Origin of the sequence: Sinorhizobium sp. B11 (genome assembly GCA_039725955.1) — a bacterium.
In the GTDB taxonomy this organism is placed as follows: Bacteria; Pseudomonadota; Alphaproteobacteria; order Rhizobiales; family Rhizobiaceae; genus Rhizobium.
The window spans coordinates 1,480,169-1,499,621 of record CP091034.1 but is presented as its reverse complement, the minus strand read 5'-3'; the positions used below and the strand labels follow the sequence as shown (position 1 = coordinate 1,499,621).

Sequence of the window (19,453 nt, the reverse complement as noted above, 5' to 3'; positions counted from 1 at the left end):
GCAAGCTCAGAGCTTGATCTCAACATCGACACCGGCGGCGAGATCGAGCTTCATCAGCGCGTCTACCGTCTGCGGGGTCGGGTCTACGATGTCGAGCAGGCGCTTATGCGTGCGCATCTCGAACTGTTCGCGGCTCTTCTTGTCGATGTGCGGGGACCGGTTGACCGTAAACTTCTCGATGCGGGTCGGAAGCGGAACGGGGCCCCGGACGCTAGCACCGGTGCGCTTCGCCGTCGACACGATCTCGCGCGTGGAAGCATCGAGAATCCGGTGATCGAACGCCTTCAGGCGAATGCGGATATTTTGGCCGTTCATTCGACGTTATCCTTGTGTTTGTTTTCCGCATGTCTTTGGACAAGACACGGGTTTTTCTTTCTTCCTAAGGCGGACCACCGGTTTCAAAGATCGAGAGAGACGCCTGTTACGGCACCCCTATCCACTCTTCAGGGCCTTTTGACCCACCTTATTGTTTGTTTAGTCGCCGCTTCGTCATCCAAAGCGTTACGCAAATCGCGCTCGCGCGCCATTTGCAACATTTCTGTGTAATAAGCAAGCGGCTTGCGCCGCCTGCATCATAATAATGTCATCGAATCGGCTGCCCCACCGGAGCAGCCGAATGAATTACTCGATGATGGAAGCCACGATGCCTGCACCGACGGTGCGGCCGCCTTCGCGGATAGCGAAGCGAAGCTTTTCTTCCATCGCGATCGGAACGATCAGCTCGACGTCCACCGTGACGTTGTCGCCAGGCATAACCATTTCCGTGCCTTCCGGAAGCGTCACGATGCCCGTCACGTCCGTCGTGCGGAAGTAGAACTGCGGACGGTAGTTCGTGAAGAACGGCGTATGACGGCCGCCTTCTTCCTTCGTCAGGATGTAGGCTTCTGCCTTGAACTTCTTGTGCGGCTTGACAGAGCCCGGCTTGCACAGGATCTGACCACGCTCGACGCCGTCACGGTTCACACCGCGAACCAGAGCGCCGATGTTGTCGCCAGCCTGGCCCTGGTCGAGCAGCTTGCGGAACATTTCAACGCCGGTAACCGTCGTCTTCGAGGTCGGACGAATGCCGACGATCTCGACTTCTTCACCAACCTTGACGATACCACGCTCGACGCGGCCGGTCACAACCGTACCACGGCCAGAGATCGAGAACACGTCTTCGATCGGCATCAGGAACGGCTGGTCGATCGGACGCTCAGGCGTCGGGATGTAGGCGTCAACCGCAGCCATCAGCTCGCGGATCGCGTCTTCACCGATCTTCTTGTCAGAATCTTCAAGAGCAGCAAGAGCCGAACCCTTGACGACCGGGATGTCGTCGCCCGGGAAGTCGTAGGACGACAGGAGTTCGCGAACTTCAAGCTCGACGAGCTCGAGAAGCTCGGCGTCGTCAACCTGGTCGACCTTGTTCAGGAACACCACGATCGCCGGAACGCCAACCTGGCGGGCGAGCAGGATGTGCTCGCGCGTCTGCGGCATCGGGCCGTCAGCTGCAGAGCAGACCAGGATCGCGCCGTCCATCTGCGCAGCACCCGTGATCATGTTCTTGACATAGTCGGCGTGGCCGGGGCAGTCGACGTGCGCATAGTGACGGTTCGGCGTCTCATACTCGACGTGAGCCGTCGAAATGGTGATGCCGCGGGCCTTTTCTTCCGGCGCAGCGTCGATCTGGTCATACGCCTTGAACTCACCGAAGTACTTCGTGATCGCTGCCGTCAGAGACGTCTTGCCGTGGTCAACGTGGCCGATCGTGCCAATGTTGACGTGCGGCTTGTTGCGCTCAAACTTACTCTTTGCCATTTTCGGCTCTCCATTCTTTGGCCCCGAGGGGCGCTAATTCTTGTTATCGGTCAATTGGTATTCCGGTCACTTCTGACCGGAATACTTTGCCTGGATTTCGGTTGCGACGTTCGACGGGACCGGTGAGTAGTGATCGAAGGTCATCGTGTACTGAGCACGGCCCTGCGACATGGAGCGCAGGTTATCGACGTACTTGAACATGTTGGCCAGCGGGACGTTGGCGTTGATGACAACGGCCACACCGCGGCTTTCCTGACCCTGGATCTGACCACGACGGGAGTTGAGGTCACCGATAACGTCGCCGACGTAATCTTCCGGGGTAACAACTTCGACCTTCATCATCGGCTCGAGGAGCTGAGCGCCGGCCTTCTTTGCTGCTTCACGGAAGCAAGCGCGGGAAGCGATTTCGAACGCCAGGACCGAGGAGTCAACGTCGTGGAAGGCGCCATCGATGAGGGTCGCCTTGACGCCCAGCATCGGGAAGCCAGCCAGCGGGCCGGAAGACAGAACGCTTTCGATACCCTTCTGAACGCCCGGGATGTATTCCTTCGGAACAGCACCGCCGACGATCTTGGATTCGAATTTGAAGTCTTCGCCGTCCGGGTTCGGTTCGAAGACGATCTTGACGCGCGCGAACTGGCCGGTACCACCGGACTGCTTCTTGTGCGTGTAATCTTCTTCGTGCTGGCGCGTGATGGTTTCGCGGTAAGCAACCTGCGGCGCACCGACGTTTGCTTCAACCTTGAACTCACGGCGCATGCGGTCGACGATGATGTCGAGATGCAGTTCGCCCATGCCGGCAATGATCGTCTGACCGGATTCCTGGTCCGTCTTCACGCGGAAGGACGGATCTTCTGCAGCCAGACGGTTGAGCGCGAGGCCCATCTTTTCCTGGTCGCCCTTGGACTTCGGCTCGATAGCGATCTGGATGACAGGCTCCGGGAACTCCATGCGCTCGAGGATAACCGGCTTCAGCGGGTCGCAGAGCGTATCGCCAGTCGTGGTTTCCTTGAGACCTGCGAGAGCAACGATGTCGCCGGCAAAGGCTTCTTCGATGTCTTCACGCGAGTTGGAGTGCATCTGCAGCATGCGCCCGACGCGCTCGCGCTTGTCCTTGACCGTGTTCATGACCGACGAACCCTTTTCGAGCTTGCCGGAATAGATGCGGGCGAAGGTGAGCGAACCGACGAAGGGGTCGTTCATGATCTTGAACGCGAGCATGGAAAGCGGCTCGGCATCGTCTGCATGACGCTCGATTTCGGCTTCCGTCTTGAAGTCGATACCCTTGATCGCCGGAATGTCGAGCGGCGACGGCAGGTAGTCGACAACGGCGTCGAGCAGCGGCTGAACGCCCTTGTTCTTGAAGGCAGTGCCGCAGAACATCGGGTGGAACTTGACGTCGATCGTGCCGCGACGAACGAGTTCGCGGATCTTGTCGTTGTCGGGCATGTTGCCTTCGAGATAGGCTTCCATCGCGGCTTCGTCGATCTCGACAACGGTCTCGATCAGCTTTTCGCGATATTCTTCAGCCTTGGCCTTCATGTCTTCCGGGATCTCAACGACGTCCCACTGGGCGCCGAGCGATTCGTCGCGCCAGATGAGAGCGTTCATCTCGACCAGGTCGATAACGCCCTTGAAGTCGCTTTCAGCGCCGATCGGCAGCTGCATGACGACAGCGATCGCACCCAGACGAGTCTTGATCATCTCGACCGAGCGGTAGAAGTCCGCGCCGGTCTTGTCCATCTTGTTGCAGAAGATCATGCGCGGAACGTTGTACTTCTCGGCCTGACGCCAGACGGTTTCCGTCTGCGGTTCAACACCGGCGTTGGCGTCGAGCAGCGCAATGGCGCCGTCGAGAACGCGCAGCGAACGCTCGACTTCGATGGTGAAGTCGACGTGGCCGGGGGTGTCGATGATGTTGAAGCGGCGCATCTTGCCGTCACGACCCTTCCAGAAGGTCGTGGTCGCGGCGGAGGTGATCGTGATGCCGCGTTCCTGCTCCTGCTCCATCCAGTCCATCGTGGCTGCGCCATCGTGGACTTCACCGATCTTGTGCGACTTGCCGGTGTAATAAAGGATACGCTCGGTGGTCGTGGTCTTGCCGGCGTCGATGTGCGCCATGATACCGAAATTGCGGTAGTCTTCGATCTTATATTCGCGAGCCATTATGGACTGCCTTTCGATATCGTTCGGGATTACCAGCGATAATGCGAGAACGCGCGGTTGGCATCAGCCATCTTGTGCGTGTCTTCGCGCTTCTTGACCGCGGAACCGCGGTTGTTGGATGCGTCGAGAAGTTCGCCCGAAAGACGATCGATCATGGTGGTCTCGTTGCGCTTGCGAGCAGCAGCGATCAGCCAGCGGATAGCAAGAGCCTGGCGGCGCTCCGGACGAACATCGACCGGAACCTGGTAGGTCGCACCACCGACGCGGCGCGAACGGACTTCAACGTGCGGAGCAATGTTGTCAAGCGCGGAATGGAAAACCGTCAGCGGCTCCTGCTTCGACTTGCCCTGTACGGAGTCAAACGCGCCATAGACGATGCTTTCGGCGACGGACTTCTTGCCGTCCAGCATGATGGCATTCATGAACTTCGTAACAACGAGATCACCGAACTTCGGGTCCGGATTGATCTCGCGCTTTTCTGCTTTATGGCGTCTGGACATACTTCTCGTCTCTTTAACTGTTAAGGCGCTCTACCACGCGGAGGACTTCGCGCAGCGCCGGGGATTTCACTTTCAAGCCTTTCCGGGCGGTATCGCCCGGGGCGAAATTACTTCGGACGCTTCGCACCGTACTTGGAACGGCGCTGCTTGCGGTTCTTGACACCCTGGGTATCGAGAACGCCGCGGATGATGTGATAACGGACACCCGGAAGGTCCTTTACGCGGCCGCCACGGATCATGACGACAGAGTGTTCCTGAAGGTTATGACCTTCACCGGGGATGTAACCAATGACTTCGAAGCCGTTGGTGAGGCGGATCTTTGCAACCTTACGCAGAGCCGAGTTCGGCTTCTTCGGCGTCGTGGTGTAGACGCGGGTGCAAACGCCGCGCTTCTGCGGGTTCTCCTGAAGAGCGGGAACCTTGTTACGCTTTACGTTCGCCTGGCGAGGCTTGCGGATCAGCTGGTTTACGGTAGGCATTCAACCATCCCTTACGTTTGTCTCAGTACCCTTGCGGGCTCGAACTTCGCCGTTTCCGGCATTGCCACACATATTTCCCTCAATGCGCAAAATATGGCCCGATCCGCTTCCGCAGATGGACCACATAGAGCAGAGGACGCAAAAAAGATGCGTCATGCGTGCAGCATCATGACTTCAACGTGCGTTTAGAACCTTGTTTGAGGCGATCTTCAGAGCGCGTCGCCCCGAACAGCCAAACCTCACATTGGATCTGATGGCGGGCGTACTACTGGTTTCCACCCAGTTCGTCAAGGCCGGTTAAGAAATAATCTCCGGCTCAATGGCTTGAAAAGCCCGGTAAACGCCCTGTTTCGAGGGTCTTCAGGTCGATTAAGGATGTCACCCAAGATAAACTTGGGCATTGCCGCAAAAACAGATAGGAATCAATATTTGCAGACATCAAGCCCTTATATGGGACCTGCATATTGCGATTCTTAGAGAGCCGAAGGACAAAAGATGATCGGTACACCGGACAACGACAACAATTTCGACGGACCGATGATCTTCATCATCATCGGCAAGGGCTACGAATCCGACACGAGCGAGGGCGTAGACCTGCACGTCATGCTGAAGGCCGCCGATGACGATAGCGCCGTGCGCGAGGCTCTGAACGCGCTCGCCGAGGAAGGCTTCATCGAGGCCGATCTCGACCAGATCGGCATGCTGACCGAAGTCCCCTCCGAAGAGCCGCATGCTTCTGCCTATCAGGGTGCCCTGGACGGCGAAGTTTCGATCATCCGCTTCAGCTAAGCCCATATATAAAGAATAGAGCCTGCGCGCCGGCGCGGGCCTAATCCTCCCGCCCTCGCCTTTCCGCTGGCCGATATCAATGAGCGTGGCGGGCTCCCGCGATACCCTCGCCACCGGCCCAACAAGTTCAACATCCATCCTTCTGCGCACCTCAAAATATACACCGCCGCAGCGCTCTGTCCGCGTTCGGGCATTTTCCGGCAACCGTAGATATCGACTTCCATTTGAGGTGGTCGCTGACAATCCATCTCTCGGCCAGCCGACATCGCAGAGGCCATGCGAAGTGTCACGCGAACAAAACAATCATTGGCTAGAGCCTGATTGTAATCATTGCCCCAAAGGAGTTACCATGCGGAATATCTCGAAATTCGTCGCGCTCGGCCTTGCGTTTGCTGTCACGATCGCATCGCCGGTTTTTGCCGAAGACAAGGCAAAGCCTTTCACCGATGCCAAGGAAGTCAATCTCATTGACCTCCTACCGCCCCCGCCGGCCAATGACTCGCCCAAGACCAAGGAAGAGGTCGGCGAGATCCTGACCATTCAGGTCACACGCACGCCGGCGATGGTCGATCGCGCCGTTGCCGACGCCGAAGAAAATGTCTGGCGCTATTCCGACGTGATCAACAATCCGAAGTTCACCAAGGAAAACCTGCCGAAGTTCTCCGCTTTCTTCGACCGCGTCGTCGAAACTGAAGCCGCTGTCGTCGATCCGGCCAAGGATGTGTGGAAGCGCACGCGTCCGCACCTGCTCTATCCTGAACTCGTCAAGCCGGTCGTTCCGCTTTCCAAGTCCGGCTCCTATCCGTCCGGCCACACCACAGTCGGCACGCTGATGGGTGTCGTGCTCTCCGACATGGTTCCGGAAAAGAAGGATGCGATCATGGCCCGTGCCTGGGAGTATGGCTGGAACCGCGTCGTCGGCGGCATCCATTACCCGACCGATATCGAAGCCGGCCGGATTTCCGGCATCGTGATCGCCCAGACGATCATGCAGCACGACGACTACAAGGCCGAATATGAAGCGGCCAAGACCGAGCTGCGCAGCGCGCTCGGCCTCTAAGCTTTAGCGATAATTTCGGAGAAGCCGCCGGGTCGTTTCCGGCGTCTTTGTCATTTGCTGCCGTGAACCTCCCGGCGTGGAACCGTTCCCGATAACTCATGGACCGAACTCCCGACAAAGAAAAGCCGCCCGGATTTCTCCGGGCGGCTTTTATTCTGGATGTCTCGAACTGACGATTACTCGGCAGCAGGAGCGCTTTCGTTCGCGAGGTCCTGCAGCATCGGCGTTGCCACCCCTGCCCCGGTGCCCTTGCGGCGCTCTTCCAGGATCAGGTCGTCGCGAGCCGTCGCGATGCGGCGGATCTGGGTCATGGTGCCACCGGTACCGGCCGGGATCAGGCGGCCGACGATGACGTTTTCCTTCAGACCCTGGAGGCCGTCGGTCTTGCCGGCGATCGCAGCTTCCGTCAGCACCTTGGTCGTTTCCTGGAAGGACGCGGCCGAGATGAAGGACGGGGTCTGCAGCGATGCCTTGGTGATGCCGAGCAGAACCGGATCGCCGCTGGCAGGCTTCTTGCCTTCCTCGATGAGCTGGTCGTTGACGTCCTCGAGCTCGATACGGTCGACGTTGTCGCCGACGATATAGGTCGAGTCGCCTGCATCGGTGATTTCCACCTTCTGCAGCATCTGACGGACAATCACTTCGATATGCTTGTCGTTGATGACAACGCCCTGCAGACGATAGACTTCCTGGATCTCGTTGACGAGGTAGGAAGCCAAGGCTTCCACGCCCTTGATCGCCAGGATGTCGTGCGGAGCCGGGTTACCGTCGAGGATGTAGTCACCCTTTTCGATATAGTCGCCTTCCTGAAGGTGGAAGGGCTTGCCCTTCGGGATCAGGTACTCGACAGGCTCGACACCGTCTTCTGCCGGCTCGATGATGACGCGACGCTTGTTCTTGTAGTCGCGGCCGAGGCGGATCGTACCATCGATCTCAGCGATGATGGCGTGATCCTTCGGACGACGGGCTTCGAACAGTTCTGCGACACGCGGCAGACCACCGGTGATGTCCTTGGTCTTGGCGCTTTCCAGCGGCGAACGAGCAAGAACGTCACCCTGGGAGACCTTCGTGCCCGGCTCGACCGACAGGATCGCGTCGACCGAAAGCAGGAAGCGGGCTTCGCCACCACGGGAGAGCTTTGCGACATTGCCGCTGGCATCCTTGATGACAATGGCCGGCTTCAGGTCCGAACCACGCGGGGTCGAACGCCAGTCGATAACCTGACGCTTGGTGATACCGGTGGATTCGTCGGTCGCTTCGAGAACAGAGAGACCATCGACGACGTCTTCGAACTGAACGGTACCGGCCACTTCCGTCATCATCGGACGGGTGTAGGGGTCCCACTCTGCCAGACGCTGACCGCGCTTGACCTTGTCGCCTTCGTCGACATGCAGCTTCGAACCGTAGGCAACACGCTGCGAGGAGCGTTCCACGCCACGCTCGTCCAGGATCTGAACGGTCATGTTGCGGCCCATGGCAACCAGATTGCCATCGGAGTTGCGCAGGATGTTGCGGTTCTTGATCTGCACCGTACCTTCGTACGAAGCTTCCAGGAACGACTGGTCGACCACGGTTGCCGTGCCACCAAGGTGGAACGTACGCATGGTGAGCTGCGTGCCCGGTTCACCGATCGACTGAGCGGCGATGACGCCGACGGCTTCGCCCATGTTAACAGGCGTACCGCGAGCAAGGTCGCGGCCGTAGCAAACAGAGCAGACGCCCGTCTGGATTTCGCAGGTCAGGGCCGAACGGATGCGGATCGACTGGATACCAGCCTTCTCGATCTCGACGACATCAGGCTCGAGGATCATCTTGCCGGCATCGACGATGCGCTCGCCGGTGATCGGATGGTCGATGTGATCGAGAGCCGTACGGCCGAGGATGCGGGCGCCGAGCGAAGCAACGACCTGACCGGCATCGACGATGGCGGTCATGGTGAGGCCAGTTTCGGTACCGCAATCGACGTGCGTGACGATGCAATCCTGCGCGACGTCGACGAGACGACGGGTCAGGTAACCGGAGTTTGCAGTCTTCAAGGCGGTGTCTGCCAGACCCTTACGGGCGCCGTGCGTCGAGTTGAAGTACTCGTTGACGGTCAGGCCTTCCTTGAAGTTCGAGATGATCGGCGTCTCGATGATTTCACCCGACGGCTTGGCCATGAGGCCGCGCATGCCGCCCAGCTGACGCATCTGGTTCGGAGAACCGCGGGCGCCCGAGTGTGACATCATGTAGATCGAGTTCATCGGCTTCTGACGACCGGTCGCCGGATCGAACTCGACAGCCTTAATGCGGGCCATCATCTCTTCGGCGACCTTTTCGGTGGCCTTACCCCAGGCGTCGACAACCTTGTTGTACTTTTCGCCCTGGGTAATGAGACCGTCGTTGTACTGCTGCTCGTATTCCTTCACCAGGTTTTCGGTGTCGTTAACAATCTTGGCCTTGGTGTCCGGGATGACCATGTCGTCCTTGCCGAACGAAATGCCGGCGCGGCAGGCGTGGCTGAAGCCGAGCTGCATGATGCGGTCACAGAAAATGACCGTGTCCTTCTGGCCGCAATGACGGTAGACCGCGTCGATCATCCTGGAGATGTTCTTCTTGGTCATTTCCTGGTTGCAGATATCAAAGGTCACCTTGCCGTTCTTCGGCAGGAGTTCACCGATGAGCAGGCGGCCCGGCGTCGTTTCATAGATCTTCGAGTACGGCTTGCCGTCCTCGCCGATCGACTTGAAGCGGCCGCGGATCTTGGTGTGCAGCGTCACGACCTTGGTTTCGAGGGCGTGGTGCAGCTCGCCGAGATCGGAGAAGGCCATGCCTTCGCCCGGCTCGTTCTGGTTCATGATCGACAGGTAGTAGAGGCCGAGAACCATGTCCTGCGACGGAACGATGATCGGTGCACCGTTTGCCGGGTGCAGGATGTTGTTCGTCGACATCATCAGAACGCGGGCTTCGAGCTGGGCTTCGAGCGACAGCGGCACGTGAACGGCCATCTGGTCACCGTCGAAGTCGGCGTTGAAGGCCGTGCAGACGAGCGGGTGCAGCTGGATGGCCTTGCCTTCGACCAGGGTAGGTTCGAAGGCCTGGATACCCAGGCGGTGCAGCGTCGGTGCGCGGTTCAGCAGAACCGGATGCTCGCGGATGACCTCGTCGAGGATATCCCAGACTTCCGGCTTTTCCTTTTCGACCAGCTTCTTGGCCTGCTTGACGGTCGAGGAATAACCCTTGGCGTCGAGGCGGGCGTAGATGAACGGCTTGAAGAGCTCGAGCGCCATCTTCTTCGGAAGACCGCACTGGTGCAGCTTCAGTTCCGGACCGGTCACGATGACCGAACGGCCGGAATAGTCGACGCGCTTGCCGAGCAGGTTCTGACGGAAGCGGCCCTGCTTGCCCTTGAGCATGTCGGACAGCGACTTCAGCGGACGCTTGTTGGCGCCGGTGATGACGCGGCCGCGGCGGCCGTTATCGAAGAGCGCATCGACAGATTCCTGCAGCATGCGCTTTTCGTTGCGGATGATGATGCCCGGAGCGCGCAGTTCGATCAGGCGCTTCAGACGGTTGTTACGGTTGATGACGCGGCGGTACAGATCGTTCAGATCCGACGTCGCGAAACGGCCGCCATCGAGCGGAACCAGCGGGCGCAGGTCCGGCGGGATGACCGGGACGACCTTCATGATCATCCATTCCGGACGGTTGCCGGATTCCATGAAGTTCTCGACGATCTTCAGGCGCTTCATCAGCTTCTTCTGCTTGAGATCCGACGTGGTGTCGGCAAGCTCGGAGCGCAGATCGCCAGCGATCTTTTCGAGGTTCATCGATGCCAGCATCTCATAGATGGCTTCAGCACCGATCATGGCCGTGAACTGGTCTTCACCGTATTCGTCAACCGCGAGCATGTATTCTTCTTCCGAAAGGAGCTGATGCTCCTTCAGGGCAGTAAGACCCGGCTCGGTGACGATGTAGTTTTCGAAGTAGAGAACGCGCTCGACATCCTTCAGCGTCATGTCGAGCAGCGTGGAGATGCGGCTCGGCAGCGACTTCAGGAACCAGATGTGGGCAACAGGAGCGGCGAGCTCGATATGGCCCATGCGCTCACGGCGAACGCGCGACAGCGTGACTTCGACGCCGCACTTTTCGCAGATGATGCCCTTGTACTTCATGCGCTTGTACTTACCGCACAGGCATTCGTAGTCCTTGATCGGCCCGAAGATGCGCGCGCAGAAGAGCCCGTCGCGTTCCGGCTTGAACGTGCGGTAGTTGATGGTTTCCGGCTTCTTGATCTCACCGTAGGACCAGGAAAGAATCTTCTCCGGAGAGGCGATCGAAATCCGGATGGAATCGAAATTCTGTGCAGGCACCTGCGGATTGAAAAGATTCATGACCTCTTGGTTCATGCCTGTCTCCTTCATGGGCGAAAGCGCCCTTAGCTTGCGAGGTTGGCGGCGAATTCCCGGGAGCCGCGCCATCGCTTAAACGACAATAACCGCAAAATGCGGCGAAAGCGTCCCTGCCCGGCCAACACGTTACGGGGCCACGGCGGGAACGGTGTGCGCCCTATTAAGGCGCACACCCTATCAAGTGGTTACTCGGCAGCATCCGGCAGCTGGCTTGCGCCCTGCAGGTCCTCGACCTTGGAATTTTCGAGCTCGACCGAGAGACCCAGCGAGCGCATTTCCTTGACGAGAACGTTGAAGCTTTCCGGAATGCCTGCCTCGAAGGTGTCGTCACCACGGACGATCGCTTCGTAAACCTTGGTGCGGCCGGCAACGTCGTCCGACTTCACCGTCAGCATTTCCTGCAGCGTATAGGCTGCGCCGTAAGCTTCGAGCGCCCAGACTTCCATTTCGCCGAAGCGCTGGCCACCGAACTGCGCCTTACCGCCCAGCGGCTGCTGGGTGACGAGCGAGTACGGACCAATCGAACGAGCATGGATCTTGTCGTCGACCAGGTGGTTGAGCTTCAGCATGTAGATGTAGCCAACCGTAACCTGGCGGTCGAACTGCTCGCCGGTACGACCGTCGTACAGCGTCGACTGACCAGTATCCTTGAGACCTGCCAGACGCAGCATCTCATTGACGTTCTCTTCGTTCGCGCCGTCGAAGACCGGGGTCGCGATGGACACGCCACGCTTCCATTGGTCGGCAAGACGCAGGACCGATTCATCGTCGAAATCCTTGACCTGTTCGGCCTTCGGACCGTCACCGACAACATCGCCGATCGTCTTGCGAAGCGGCTCGATGTTGCCGCCGGCCTTGTAGGCCTCCAGCATCTCGCCGATCTGACGACCCATGCCGGCGCAAGCCCAGCCAAGGTGCGTCTCGAGAATCTGGCCGACGTTCATGCGCGAGGGCACGCCAAGCGGGTTCAGAACGACGTCAACATGCGTGCCGTCTTCGAGGAACGGCATGTCTTCGACAGGCACGATGCGCGAAACGACACCCTTGTTGCCGTGACGGCCGGCCATCTTGTCGCCCGGCTGGATCTTGCGCTTCACAGCGACGAAGACCTTGACCATCTTCATGACACCAGGAGGCATTTCATCGCCGCGCTGGACCTTTTCGACCTTGTCCATGAAGCGCTGTTCAAGGCGCGACTTGGATTCGTCGTACTGGCCGCGGAGTGCTTCGAGTTCGCTCTGGACCTTTTCGTCCTCGACGGCGAACATCCACCACTGCGAGCGGGGATATTCGGAGACGACGGCGTTCGACAGCTCGGTGCCCTTCTTGAAGCCCTTCGGACCTGCAATGGAGGACTGGCCGCGCAGCATGTCGATCAGACGGCCGTAGACGTTACGGTCGAGGATCGCCTGCTCGTCGTCGCGGTCCTTTGCCAGACGCTCGATCTCTTCGCGCTCGATTGCCATCGCGCGCTCGTCCTTCTCAACGCCGTGGCGATTGAAGACGCGCACTTCGACGATCGTGCCGTAGGTGCCGGGCGGCATGCGCATGGACGTGTCGCGCACGTCGGATGCCTTTTCGCCGAAGATGGCGCGCAGGAGCTTCTCTTCCGGCGTCATCGGGCTTTCGCCCTTCGGCGTGATCTTGCCGACGAGGATATCGCCCGGCTGAACTTCGGCACCGATGTAGACGATACCGGCTTCGTCGAGGTTCTTCAGCGCTTCTTCCGAAACGTTCGGGATATCGCGCGTGATTTCTTCCGGACCAAGCTTGGTGTCACGCGCCATCACTTCGAATTCTTCGATGTGGATGGAGGTGAACACGTCGTCGGCAACGATACGCTCGGAGAGCAGGATCGAGTCTTCGTAGTTGTAGCCGTTCCAGGGCATGAACGCGACGAGCGCGTTGCGGCCGAGAGCCAGATCGCCCAGATCCGTCGACGGACCGTCGGCGAGAATGTCGCCGCGGTTGACCTCGTCACCGACGGTGACCAGCGGACGCTGGTTGACGCAGGTGTTCTGGTTCGAACGCTGGAACTTCTGCAGGCGGTAGATATCGACGCCGGACTTGCCGGCCTCGAGGTCTTCGGTGGCGCGGATAACGATACGCGTCGCGTCGACCTGGTCGACCACACCGCCGCGGCGTGCGCCGATGGCAGCACCGGAGTCGCGGGCGACGACCGGTTCCATGCCGGTACCGACGAACGGCGCTTCAGCGCGCAGAAGCGGAACGGCCTGACGCTGCATGTTCGAGCCCATGAGAGCGCGGTTGGCGTCGTCGTTTTCCAGGAACGGAATGAGAGCGGCTGCGACCGAAACGACCTGCTTCGGCGAAACGTCCATCAGGTTCATGCTGTCGCGCGGGGCAAGCATAACTTCGCCAGCGTGACGGCAGACGACGAATTCGTCGACGAATGAGCCGTCCGACGTCAGTTCGGCGTTGGCCTGGGCAACGTAGTACTTCGCCTCTTCCATGGCGGAGAGGTAAAGTACGTCAGTCGTGACCTTGCCATCGACGATACGACGGTACGGGCTTTCGATGAAACCGTACTTGTTGACGCGCGCAAAGGTCGCCAGCGAGTTGATGAGACCGATGTTCGGGCCTTCCGGCGTTTCGATCGGGCAAATGCGGCCGTAGTGCGTCGGATGAACGTCGCGGACTTCGAAGCCGGCGCGTTCGCGGGTCAGACCGCCCGGGCCAAGAGCCGAGAGACGGCGCTTGTGGGTGATTTCCGAAAGCGGGTTGACCTGGTCCATGAACTGCGAGAGCTGCGAGGAACCGAAGAATTCGCGGACGGCTGCAGCAGCCGGCTTGGCGTTGATCAGATCCTGCGGCATGACCGTGTCGATTTCGATCGAGGACATACGTTCCTTGATCGCGCGCTCCATGCGAAGCAGGCCGAGACGGTACTGGTTCTCCATCAGCTCGCCGACCGAGCGGACGCGGCGGTTGCCGAGGTTGTCGATGTCGTCGATCTCGCCCTTGCCGTCGCGCAGTTCGACAAGCATCTTGACCACGGCCAGGATGTCGTCCTTGCGCAGGATGCGAACGGTGTCTTCGACGCTAAGGTCAAGACGCATGTTCATCTTCACGCGGCCGACGGCGGAGAGATCATAACGCTCCGCATCGAAGAACAGCGAGTTGAACATGGCTTCGGCCGAATCCATGGTCGGCGGTTCACCCGGACGCATGACGCGGTAGATGTCGAACAGAGCGTCCTGACGGTTCTCGTTCTTGTCTGCGGTCAGCGTGTTGCGGATGTAGGCGCCGACATTGATGTGGTCGATGCCGAGAACCGGGATCTCGTCGAAGTGGTTGGCGAGGATGATGCCAAGCGTCTTCTCGTCGATTTCGTCGCCGGCTTCGAGATAGATCTCACCCGTCGAGTAGTTGACGATGTCTTCGGCAAGGTAGTTGCCATAGAGGTCGTCGTCAGTCGCCTTCAGAGCCTTCAGGCCCTTGTCGGAGAGCTGGCGGAGCAGACGCGGGGTCAGCTTCTTGCCGGCTTCGACAACGACTTCGCCGGTATCGGCGTCGACCATCTCGGTGATCGCCTTTGCACCCTTCAGCGTTTCCGGCTTGAAGGGAATGCGCCAGCCTTCGCCGTCGCGCTTGTAGAGCGACTTCGTGTAGAAGGTGTCGAGGATTTCCTCGCCGTCCATGCCGAGGGCCATCAGCAGCGACGTCACCGGAATCTTGCGGCGGCGGTCGATACGGGCATAGACGATGTCCTTGGCGTCGAATTCGATATCGAGCCAGGAACCGCGGTACGGAATGACGCGGGCAGCAAAGAGCAGCTTGCCGGAAGAATGGCTCTTGCCCTTGTCGTGGTCGAAGAAGACGCCCGGCGAGCGGTGCATCTGGGACACGATCACGCGTTCGGTGCCGTTCACGATGAACGTACCGTTGTTCGTCATGAGCGGCATGTCGCCCATGTAAACGGACTGTTCCTTGATGTCCTTGATCGACTTCGCGCCCGTATCCTCGTCGATATCGAACACGATGAGACGGAGAGTAACCTTCAGCGGCGCAGCATAGGTCAGGTCGCGCTGGCGGCATTCATCAACGTCGAACTTCGGCGGCTCGAATTCATAGGACACGAACTCCAGCATGGAAGCGCCGGAGAAATCGGTGATCGGGAAAACAGACTTGAAGACAGCCTGGAGGCCTTCGTCGGGACGACCGCCCTTGGGCTCTTCAACCATCAGAAACTGGTCGTAGGACGCCTTCTGAACCTCGATGAGGTTCGGCATTTCTGCGACTTCGGGGATTTTACCAAAAAACTTGCGTACGCGCCTGCGACCATTGAACGAAAGGGTCTGAGCCATCGTCGCTCCTTCAAAAATTGCATCCGGGCCTGCAACGGACGGGAACCGATGGCCAGTCGATCCCGTCAACCAATGAGTAGTTCAACCTCGTCCCACCTCCCGAAACAGCCAGGCCGGATTGCCTTGGTGCCTCGGTTCGAGACCATGCTCTTGAAGAACCCATTACCCAAAAGCCGTTTTCACGCGGCTTTTGGGTAATTCGTTCAAAAAAACAGCAAATGGGAGACGGCAAACACCGCCTCCCAAAAGCAGTTCAAGATTACTTGACGTCAGCCTTTGCGCCAGCGTCTTCAAGCTTCTTCTTAATGTCAGCAGCTTCAGCCTTGGAAACGCCTTCCTTGACAGCCTTCGGAGCGCCTTCGACGAGGTCCTTGGCTTCCTTGAGGCCGAGACCGGTGATGGCGCGGACTTCCTTGATGACGTTGATCTTGTTGGCGCCGGCATCCGTGAGGATGACGTCGAACTCGGTCTTTTCTTCTTCGACCGGAGCAGCAGCACCTGCACCACCAGCAGCGGCAGCAACAGCTACCGGAGCAGCGGCGGAAACGCCCCACTTTTCTTCGAGCAGCTTGGAAAGCTCAGCGGCTTCCAGGACGGTCAGCGAGGAGAGGTCATCAACGATCTTTGCGAGATCAGCCATTTTTCTAGTTCCTTTTGTTCGGTTCGAACTGTTGAGTTTGTACAGCGAAAAACCGCCTTAAGCGGCTTCGTCCTTCTTGGCGTAGGCCGCGAACACGCGGGCAAGCTGGCTTGCCGGTGCTGCAACAACCCCAGCGATGCGGGTAGCCGGTGTCTGGATCATGCCCAGCAGCTTCGCACGCAGCTCATCGAGCGAAGGCAGGGTCGCAAGCGACTTGACAGCTTCAGCATTGAGCGTGGTTGTTCCCATGGCGCCACCGAGAACAACGATCTTGTCGTTGGTCTTGGCGAAATCCATGACGACCTTCGGAGCGGTGATCGGATCATTGCTGTAAGCAATGAGGGTCTGACCTTTGAAGAGATCGGAGATCCCTTCCGCTTCCGTACCCTGAAGGGCAATTTTGGCCAGGCGGTTCTTCGCGACTTTGACGGTGCCGCCAGCAGCGCGCATCTTCGAACGAAAATCGTTCATCTGTGCGACTGTAGCACCAGCATAGTGGGCCACGACAACCGAGCCCGATGCCTTGAAGACATCGTTCAGTTCCGTGACGAATTCGCGCTTTTCCGCTCTTTCCACTGCCTATCTCCAGTTGGCGGGACCGTTGAACGGACCCACCGGGTTGCCTTTGCCTCCTGGGATCAGAATAGATCCCAAGCGACGCTTGAGGATCCTGTCCCCTCGCGCTCCGCGCCACTAAAGGCAAAGGAGGCACAAGGCATCCAAGGCTCGAACCGATTTCCTAGAAGCATAACTTCATGCAATTCGGGTCTTACCCGTCTCATGCAGGCAACAGTGATTAAGGGAAAACCACCTGCAATCTCGGACAGGATTCCGGATTTCTCCGGAATATTCCGGCCCCTTCACGAGGCCGGAATTCTTGTTATCGGGCCGAAGCCCGATGAAACTTAAGCAGCGGTAACCGCTGCGGTGACCGAGCCAACTTCGATCTTGACGCCCGGACCCATGGTCGAGGAGAGCGCTACGCGCTTGACGTAGTTGCCCTTGGCGCCAGCCGGCTTTGCCTTGATGACGGCGTCAGCGAAGGCACGGATGTTTTCTTCCAGAGCCTTGGCATCGAAAGACGCCTTGCCGATGCCGGCGTGAACGATACCAGCCTTCTCGACGCGGAACTCGACAGCGCCGCCCTTGGAAGCCTTGACGGCACCAGCGACATCCATCGTAACCGTGCCAACCTTCGGGTTCGGCATCATGCCACGCGGGCCGAGAACCTTACCGAGGCGGCCGACGAGCGGCATCATGTCCGGGGTTGCGATGCAACGATCGAAATCGATCTTGCCGCCCTGGACGATTTCAACGAGCTCTTCTGCGCCAACGACGTCTGCGCCGGCAGCCTTGGCTTCATCAGCCTTGACGCCACGAGCAAAAACAGCAACGCGAACCGTACGGCCGGTGCCGTTCGGCAGGTTGACGACGCCGCGGACCATCTGGTCTGCGTGACGCGGGTCAACGCCGAGGTTCATCGAAACTTCGATGGTTTCATCGAACTTTGCGACAGCACGTTCCTTGACCATGCCGATGGCGGTCGTCAGAGCGTAGAGCTTGGTCGGATCAACACCTTCATTGATCTTCTGAGTGCGCTTGCCTGCCATGGTCTTAACCCACCACTTCCAGGCCCATGGCGCGGGCAGAGCCCTCGATCATCGCCATTGCACCTTCGATATCTGCTGCGTTCAGGTCCTTCATCTTGGCTTCGGCGATCGTCTTGATCTGAGCCTTGGTGAGGGTACCAGCCTTTGCGCCCTTGCCCGGGGTCTTGGAACCGGACTGGATCTTCGCTTCCTTCTTCAGCCAGTAGCTGACCGGCGGCTGCTTCATGACGAAGGTGAACGACTTGTCCTGGTAATAGGTGATGACGACCGGGATCGGCATACCCTTTTCCATTTCCTGCGTAGCCGCGTTGAACGACTTGCAGAATTCCATGATGTTAATGCCTCGCTGACCAAGTGCCGGGCCGATTGGCGGGGACGGGTTTGCCGATCCTGCCTTGACCTGCAGCTTGAGCTGGCCTGCAACTTTCTTAGCCATATCTCTCTGCCTTTCACTGATGGCCGGTCACCCGGCCCTGATGCCGGATCGCTCCGGCGGCTGCGGTTGCGTGGTTCGGATCCTTGAGGCCCGGCTAAGACCCCTCACCTTCCACGCGATGCGGCATTTGCCGCACGAGGATCAGCCGCAAGCGACTGAGCCTCGATCTCAAAAAATCAGACCTTCTCGACCTGAGCGTATTCCAGTTCGACCGGGGTCGCGCGACCGAAGATCGACACTTCCACCTTCAGGCGCGAACGCTCTTCGTCCACATCCTGAACCGTCCCGTTGAACGAGGCGAACGGACCGTCAGATACACGAACCTGCTCGCCGATCTCGAAGGTAACGGAAGCCTTCGGCCGTTCGACACCTTCCTGAACCTGACCGAGGATGCGATCGGCCTCAGAATCCGGAATCGGAACCGGCTTGTTGTCAGAGCCAAGAAAGCCCGTGACCTTCGGCGTATTCTTGATCAGGTGATAGGCCTCATCCGTCAGGTTGGCGCGAACCATGACATAGCCCGGGAAGAACTTGCGCTCGGAATCGACCTTGCGGCCGCGACGCACTTCCACCACCTTTTCGGTCGGCACGAGAATCTTCTCGAACAGGTGCTCAAGCCCCTTCTGGCGAGCCTTGTTCTCGATGTCCTCAGCCACCTTCTTTTCAAAATTGGAATATGCGTGGACGATGTACCAACGTGCCGCCATTTTCATCTCCACCCGTATCAGTTGCCGGTATTGAGCACGAAGCTCAGCGCCCAGCCAATCAGCTGGTCCGCGGCAAAGAAAAACAGCGCAGCAAAAACAACCATAAACAGCACCATAACCGTCGAGATCATCGTCTCGCGGCGCGACGGCCATGTAACTTTAGACGTCTCCGTGCGAACCTGCTGCAGAAACGCGAATGGATTGGATTTGGATGCCATCGACTGCCCACGCAATTACGGCGCGTAAAGCTGAAACTATCAGCCCCACGCACCGCGTGTCTGTTGAACCCTAAATAAACATCGATTTCCCGATACACAAGAGGGAAACTGATGTTTAACGAAATTTGTCGCCATATGCTCAATCCTCGCCGGAACGCTGCGAGACGTCCGCGCTGTCCGTTCAAGGAAAATGGCAGGGGCAGAGGGGCTCGAACCCCCGACCTGCGGTTTTGGAGACCGCCGCTCTACCAACTGAGCTATACCCCTTTACGCTTTGCATTCAGCCTGTTGACCTTGCGATCATGAGCCGGTGAAAAGCATGGCGCTCCCTT

15 protein-coding genes and 1 tRNA gene are annotated in these 19,453 nt (G+C 58.8%); 2 read left to right on the top strand and 14 right to left on the bottom strand.

Annotated elements, in window-relative coordinates:
- Positions 1–6 precede the first annotated feature (6 nt).
- The 5 genes from rpsJ to rpsL all read right to left on the bottom strand — a co-directional run bounded on the left by rpsJ (position 7) and on the right by rpsL (position 4,942).
- A complete protein-coding gene (gene rpsJ / locus LVY75_17180) occupies positions 7–315 on the bottom strand; it encodes a 30S ribosomal protein S10 (GenBank protein ID XAZ24912.1) in 309 nt (102 codons plus the stop codon).
- Positions 316–621: 306 nt separating this feature from the next.
- Entirely contained in the window at positions 622–1,797 is a 1,176-nt protein-coding gene (gene tuf, locus LVY75_17175) for an elongation factor Tu (protein ID XAZ24911.1), read from the bottom strand.
- A 66-nt stretch (positions 1,798–1,863) separates the two neighbouring features.
- The gene (fusA, locus tag LVY75_17170) at positions 1,864–3,963 is read right to left on the bottom strand and encodes an elongation factor G (GenBank protein ID XAZ24910.1); all 2,100 of its coding nucleotides are present in this window, start codon (positions 3,961–3,963) and stop codon (positions 1,864–1,866) included.
- A gap of 29 nt (positions 3,964–3,992) precedes the next feature.
- Positions 3,993–4,463: a 30S ribosomal protein S7 gene (gene rpsG, locus LVY75_17165; protein XAZ24909.1), complete on the bottom strand. Its 471-nt coding sequence runs from the start codon at positions 4,461–4,463 to the stop codon at positions 3,993–3,995.
- A 107-nt stretch (positions 4,464–4,570) separates the two neighbouring features.
- Positions 4,571–4,942, bottom strand: a complete 372-nt coding sequence (rpsL, locus tag LVY75_17160) for a 30S ribosomal protein S12 (protein XAZ24908.1) — start codon at positions 4,940–4,942, stop codon at positions 4,571–4,573.
- A gap of 495 nt (positions 4,943–5,437) precedes the next feature.
- Here rpsL and LVY75_17155 point away from each other — a divergent pair, with 495 nt between their 5' ends.
- Both LVY75_17155 and LVY75_17150 read left to right on the top strand, forming a co-directional pair.
- Positions 5,438–5,731 carry a transcriptional regulator gene (locus tag LVY75_17155; protein ID XAZ24907.1) on the top strand — a complete coding sequence of 98 codons (294 nt, stop codon included), beginning with the start codon at positions 5,438–5,440 and terminating at the stop codon, positions 5,729–5,731.
- A gap of 349 nt (positions 5,732–6,080) precedes the next feature.
- Positions 6,081–6,791: a phosphatase PAP2 family protein gene (locus LVY75_17150; protein ID XAZ24906.1), complete on the top strand. Its 711-nt coding sequence runs from the start codon at positions 6,081–6,083 to the stop codon at positions 6,789–6,791.
- A 176-nt stretch (positions 6,792–6,967) separates the two neighbouring features.
- Here the strand turns inward: LVY75_17150 and rpoC are convergent, their stop codons facing one another.
- The 9 genes from rpoC to LVY75_17105 form a co-directional block, all read right to left on the bottom strand.
- On the bottom strand, positions 6,968–11,179 hold the full coding sequence (rpoC, locus tag LVY75_17145; protein XAZ24905.1) for a DNA-directed RNA polymerase subunit beta': 4,212 nt from the start codon (positions 11,177–11,179) through the stop codon (positions 6,968–6,970).
- Between the two features lie 188 nt (positions 11,180–11,367).
- On the bottom strand, positions 11,368–15,510 hold the full coding sequence (rpoB, locus tag LVY75_17140; GenBank protein ID XAZ24904.1) for a DNA-directed RNA polymerase subunit beta: 4,143 nt from the start codon (positions 15,508–15,510) through the stop codon (positions 11,368–11,370).
- A 259-nt stretch (positions 15,511–15,769) separates the two neighbouring features.
- Positions 15,770–16,150 carry a 50S ribosomal protein L7/L12 gene (gene rplL, locus LVY75_17135; protein XAZ24903.1) on the bottom strand — a complete coding sequence of 127 codons (381 nt, stop codon included), beginning with the start codon at positions 16,148–16,150 and terminating at the stop codon, positions 15,770–15,772.
- Between the two features lie 57 nt (positions 16,151–16,207).
- A complete protein-coding gene (rplJ, locus tag LVY75_17130; protein XAZ24902.1) occupies positions 16,208–16,726 on the bottom strand; it encodes a 50S ribosomal protein L10 in 519 nt (172 codons plus the stop codon).
- Between the two features lie 329 nt (positions 16,727–17,055).
- The gene (gene rplA / locus LVY75_17125) at positions 17,056–17,760 is read right to left on the bottom strand and encodes a 50S ribosomal protein L1 (GenBank protein XAZ24901.1); all 705 of its coding nucleotides are present in this window, start codon (positions 17,758–17,760) and stop codon (positions 17,056–17,058) included.
- A 4-nt stretch (positions 17,761–17,764) separates the two neighbouring features.
- Positions 17,765–18,196, bottom strand: coding sequence for a 50S ribosomal protein L11 (rplK, locus tag LVY75_17120; GenBank protein XAZ24900.1), 432 nt, complete (start codon positions 18,194–18,196; stop codon positions 17,765–17,767).
- A gap of 176 nt (positions 18,197–18,372) precedes the next feature.
- Positions 18,373–18,903 carry a transcription termination/antitermination protein NusG gene (gene nusG, locus LVY75_17115; GenBank protein XAZ24899.1) on the bottom strand — a complete coding sequence of 177 codons (531 nt, stop codon included), beginning with the start codon at positions 18,901–18,903 and terminating at the stop codon, positions 18,373–18,375.
- Between the two features lie 17 nt (positions 18,904–18,920).
- Positions 18,921–19,121: a preprotein translocase subunit SecE gene (gene secE / locus LVY75_17110; GenBank protein XAZ24898.1), complete on the bottom strand. Its 201-nt coding sequence runs from the start codon at positions 19,119–19,121 to the stop codon at positions 18,921–18,923.
- 191 nt (positions 19,122–19,312) lie between these two features.
- Positions 19,313–19,388, bottom strand: a tRNA-Trp gene (locus LVY75_17105).
- Between the last annotated feature and the right edge of the window lie 65 nt (positions 19,389–19,453).

Bases quoted from the DNA above. Each gene is read 5' to 3' on its own strand.
- rplK (XAZ24900.1), bottom strand. From the start codon at position 18,196: ATGGCTAAGAAAGTTGCAGGCCAGCTCAAGCTGCAGGTCAAGGCAGGA.
- rplA (XAZ24901.1), bottom strand. From the start codon at position 17,760: ATGGCAGGCAAGCGCACTCAGAAGATCAATGAAGGTGTTGATCCGACC.
- secE (XAZ24898.1), bottom strand. From the start codon at position 19,121: ATGGCATCCAAATCCAATCCATTCGCGTTTCTGCAGCAGGTTCGCACG.
- rpsL (XAZ24908.1), bottom strand. From the start codon at position 4,942: ATGCCTACCGTAAACCAGCTGATCCGCAAGCCTCGCCAGGCGAACGTA.
- nusG (XAZ24899.1), bottom strand. From the start codon at position 18,903: ATGGCGGCACGTTGGTACATCGTCCACGCATATTCCAATTTTGAAAAG.
- rpoC (XAZ24905.1), bottom strand. From the start codon at position 11,179: ATGAACCAAGAGGTCATGAATCTTTTCAATCCGCAGGTGCCTGCACAG.
- rpsJ (XAZ24912.1), bottom strand. From the start codon at position 315: ATGAACGGCCAAAATATCCGCATTCGCCTGAAGGCGTTCGATCACCGG.
- rpsG (XAZ24909.1), bottom strand. From the start codon at position 4,463: ATGTCCAGACGCCATAAAGCAGAAAAGCGCGAGATCAATCCGGACCCG.
- fusA (XAZ24910.1), bottom strand. From the start codon at position 3,963: ATGGCTCGCGAATATAAGATCGAAGACTACCGCAATTTCGGTATCATG.
- rpoB (XAZ24904.1), bottom strand. From the start codon at position 15,510: ATGGCTCAGACCCTTTCGTTCAATGGTCGCAGGCGCGTACGCAAGTTT.
- tuf (XAZ24911.1), bottom strand. From the start codon at position 1,797: ATGGCAAAGAGTAAGTTTGAGCGCAACAAGCCGCACGTCAACATTGGC.
- LVY75_17150 (XAZ24906.1), top strand. From the start codon at position 6,081: ATGCGGAATATCTCGAAATTCGTCGCGCTCGGCCTTGCGTTTGCTGTC.
- rplL (XAZ24903.1), bottom strand. From the start codon at position 16,150: ATGGCTGATCTCGCAAAGATCGTTGATGACCTCTCCTCGCTGACCGTC.
- LVY75_17155 (XAZ24907.1), top strand. From the start codon at position 5,438: ATGATCGGTACACCGGACAACGACAACAATTTCGACGGACCGATGATC.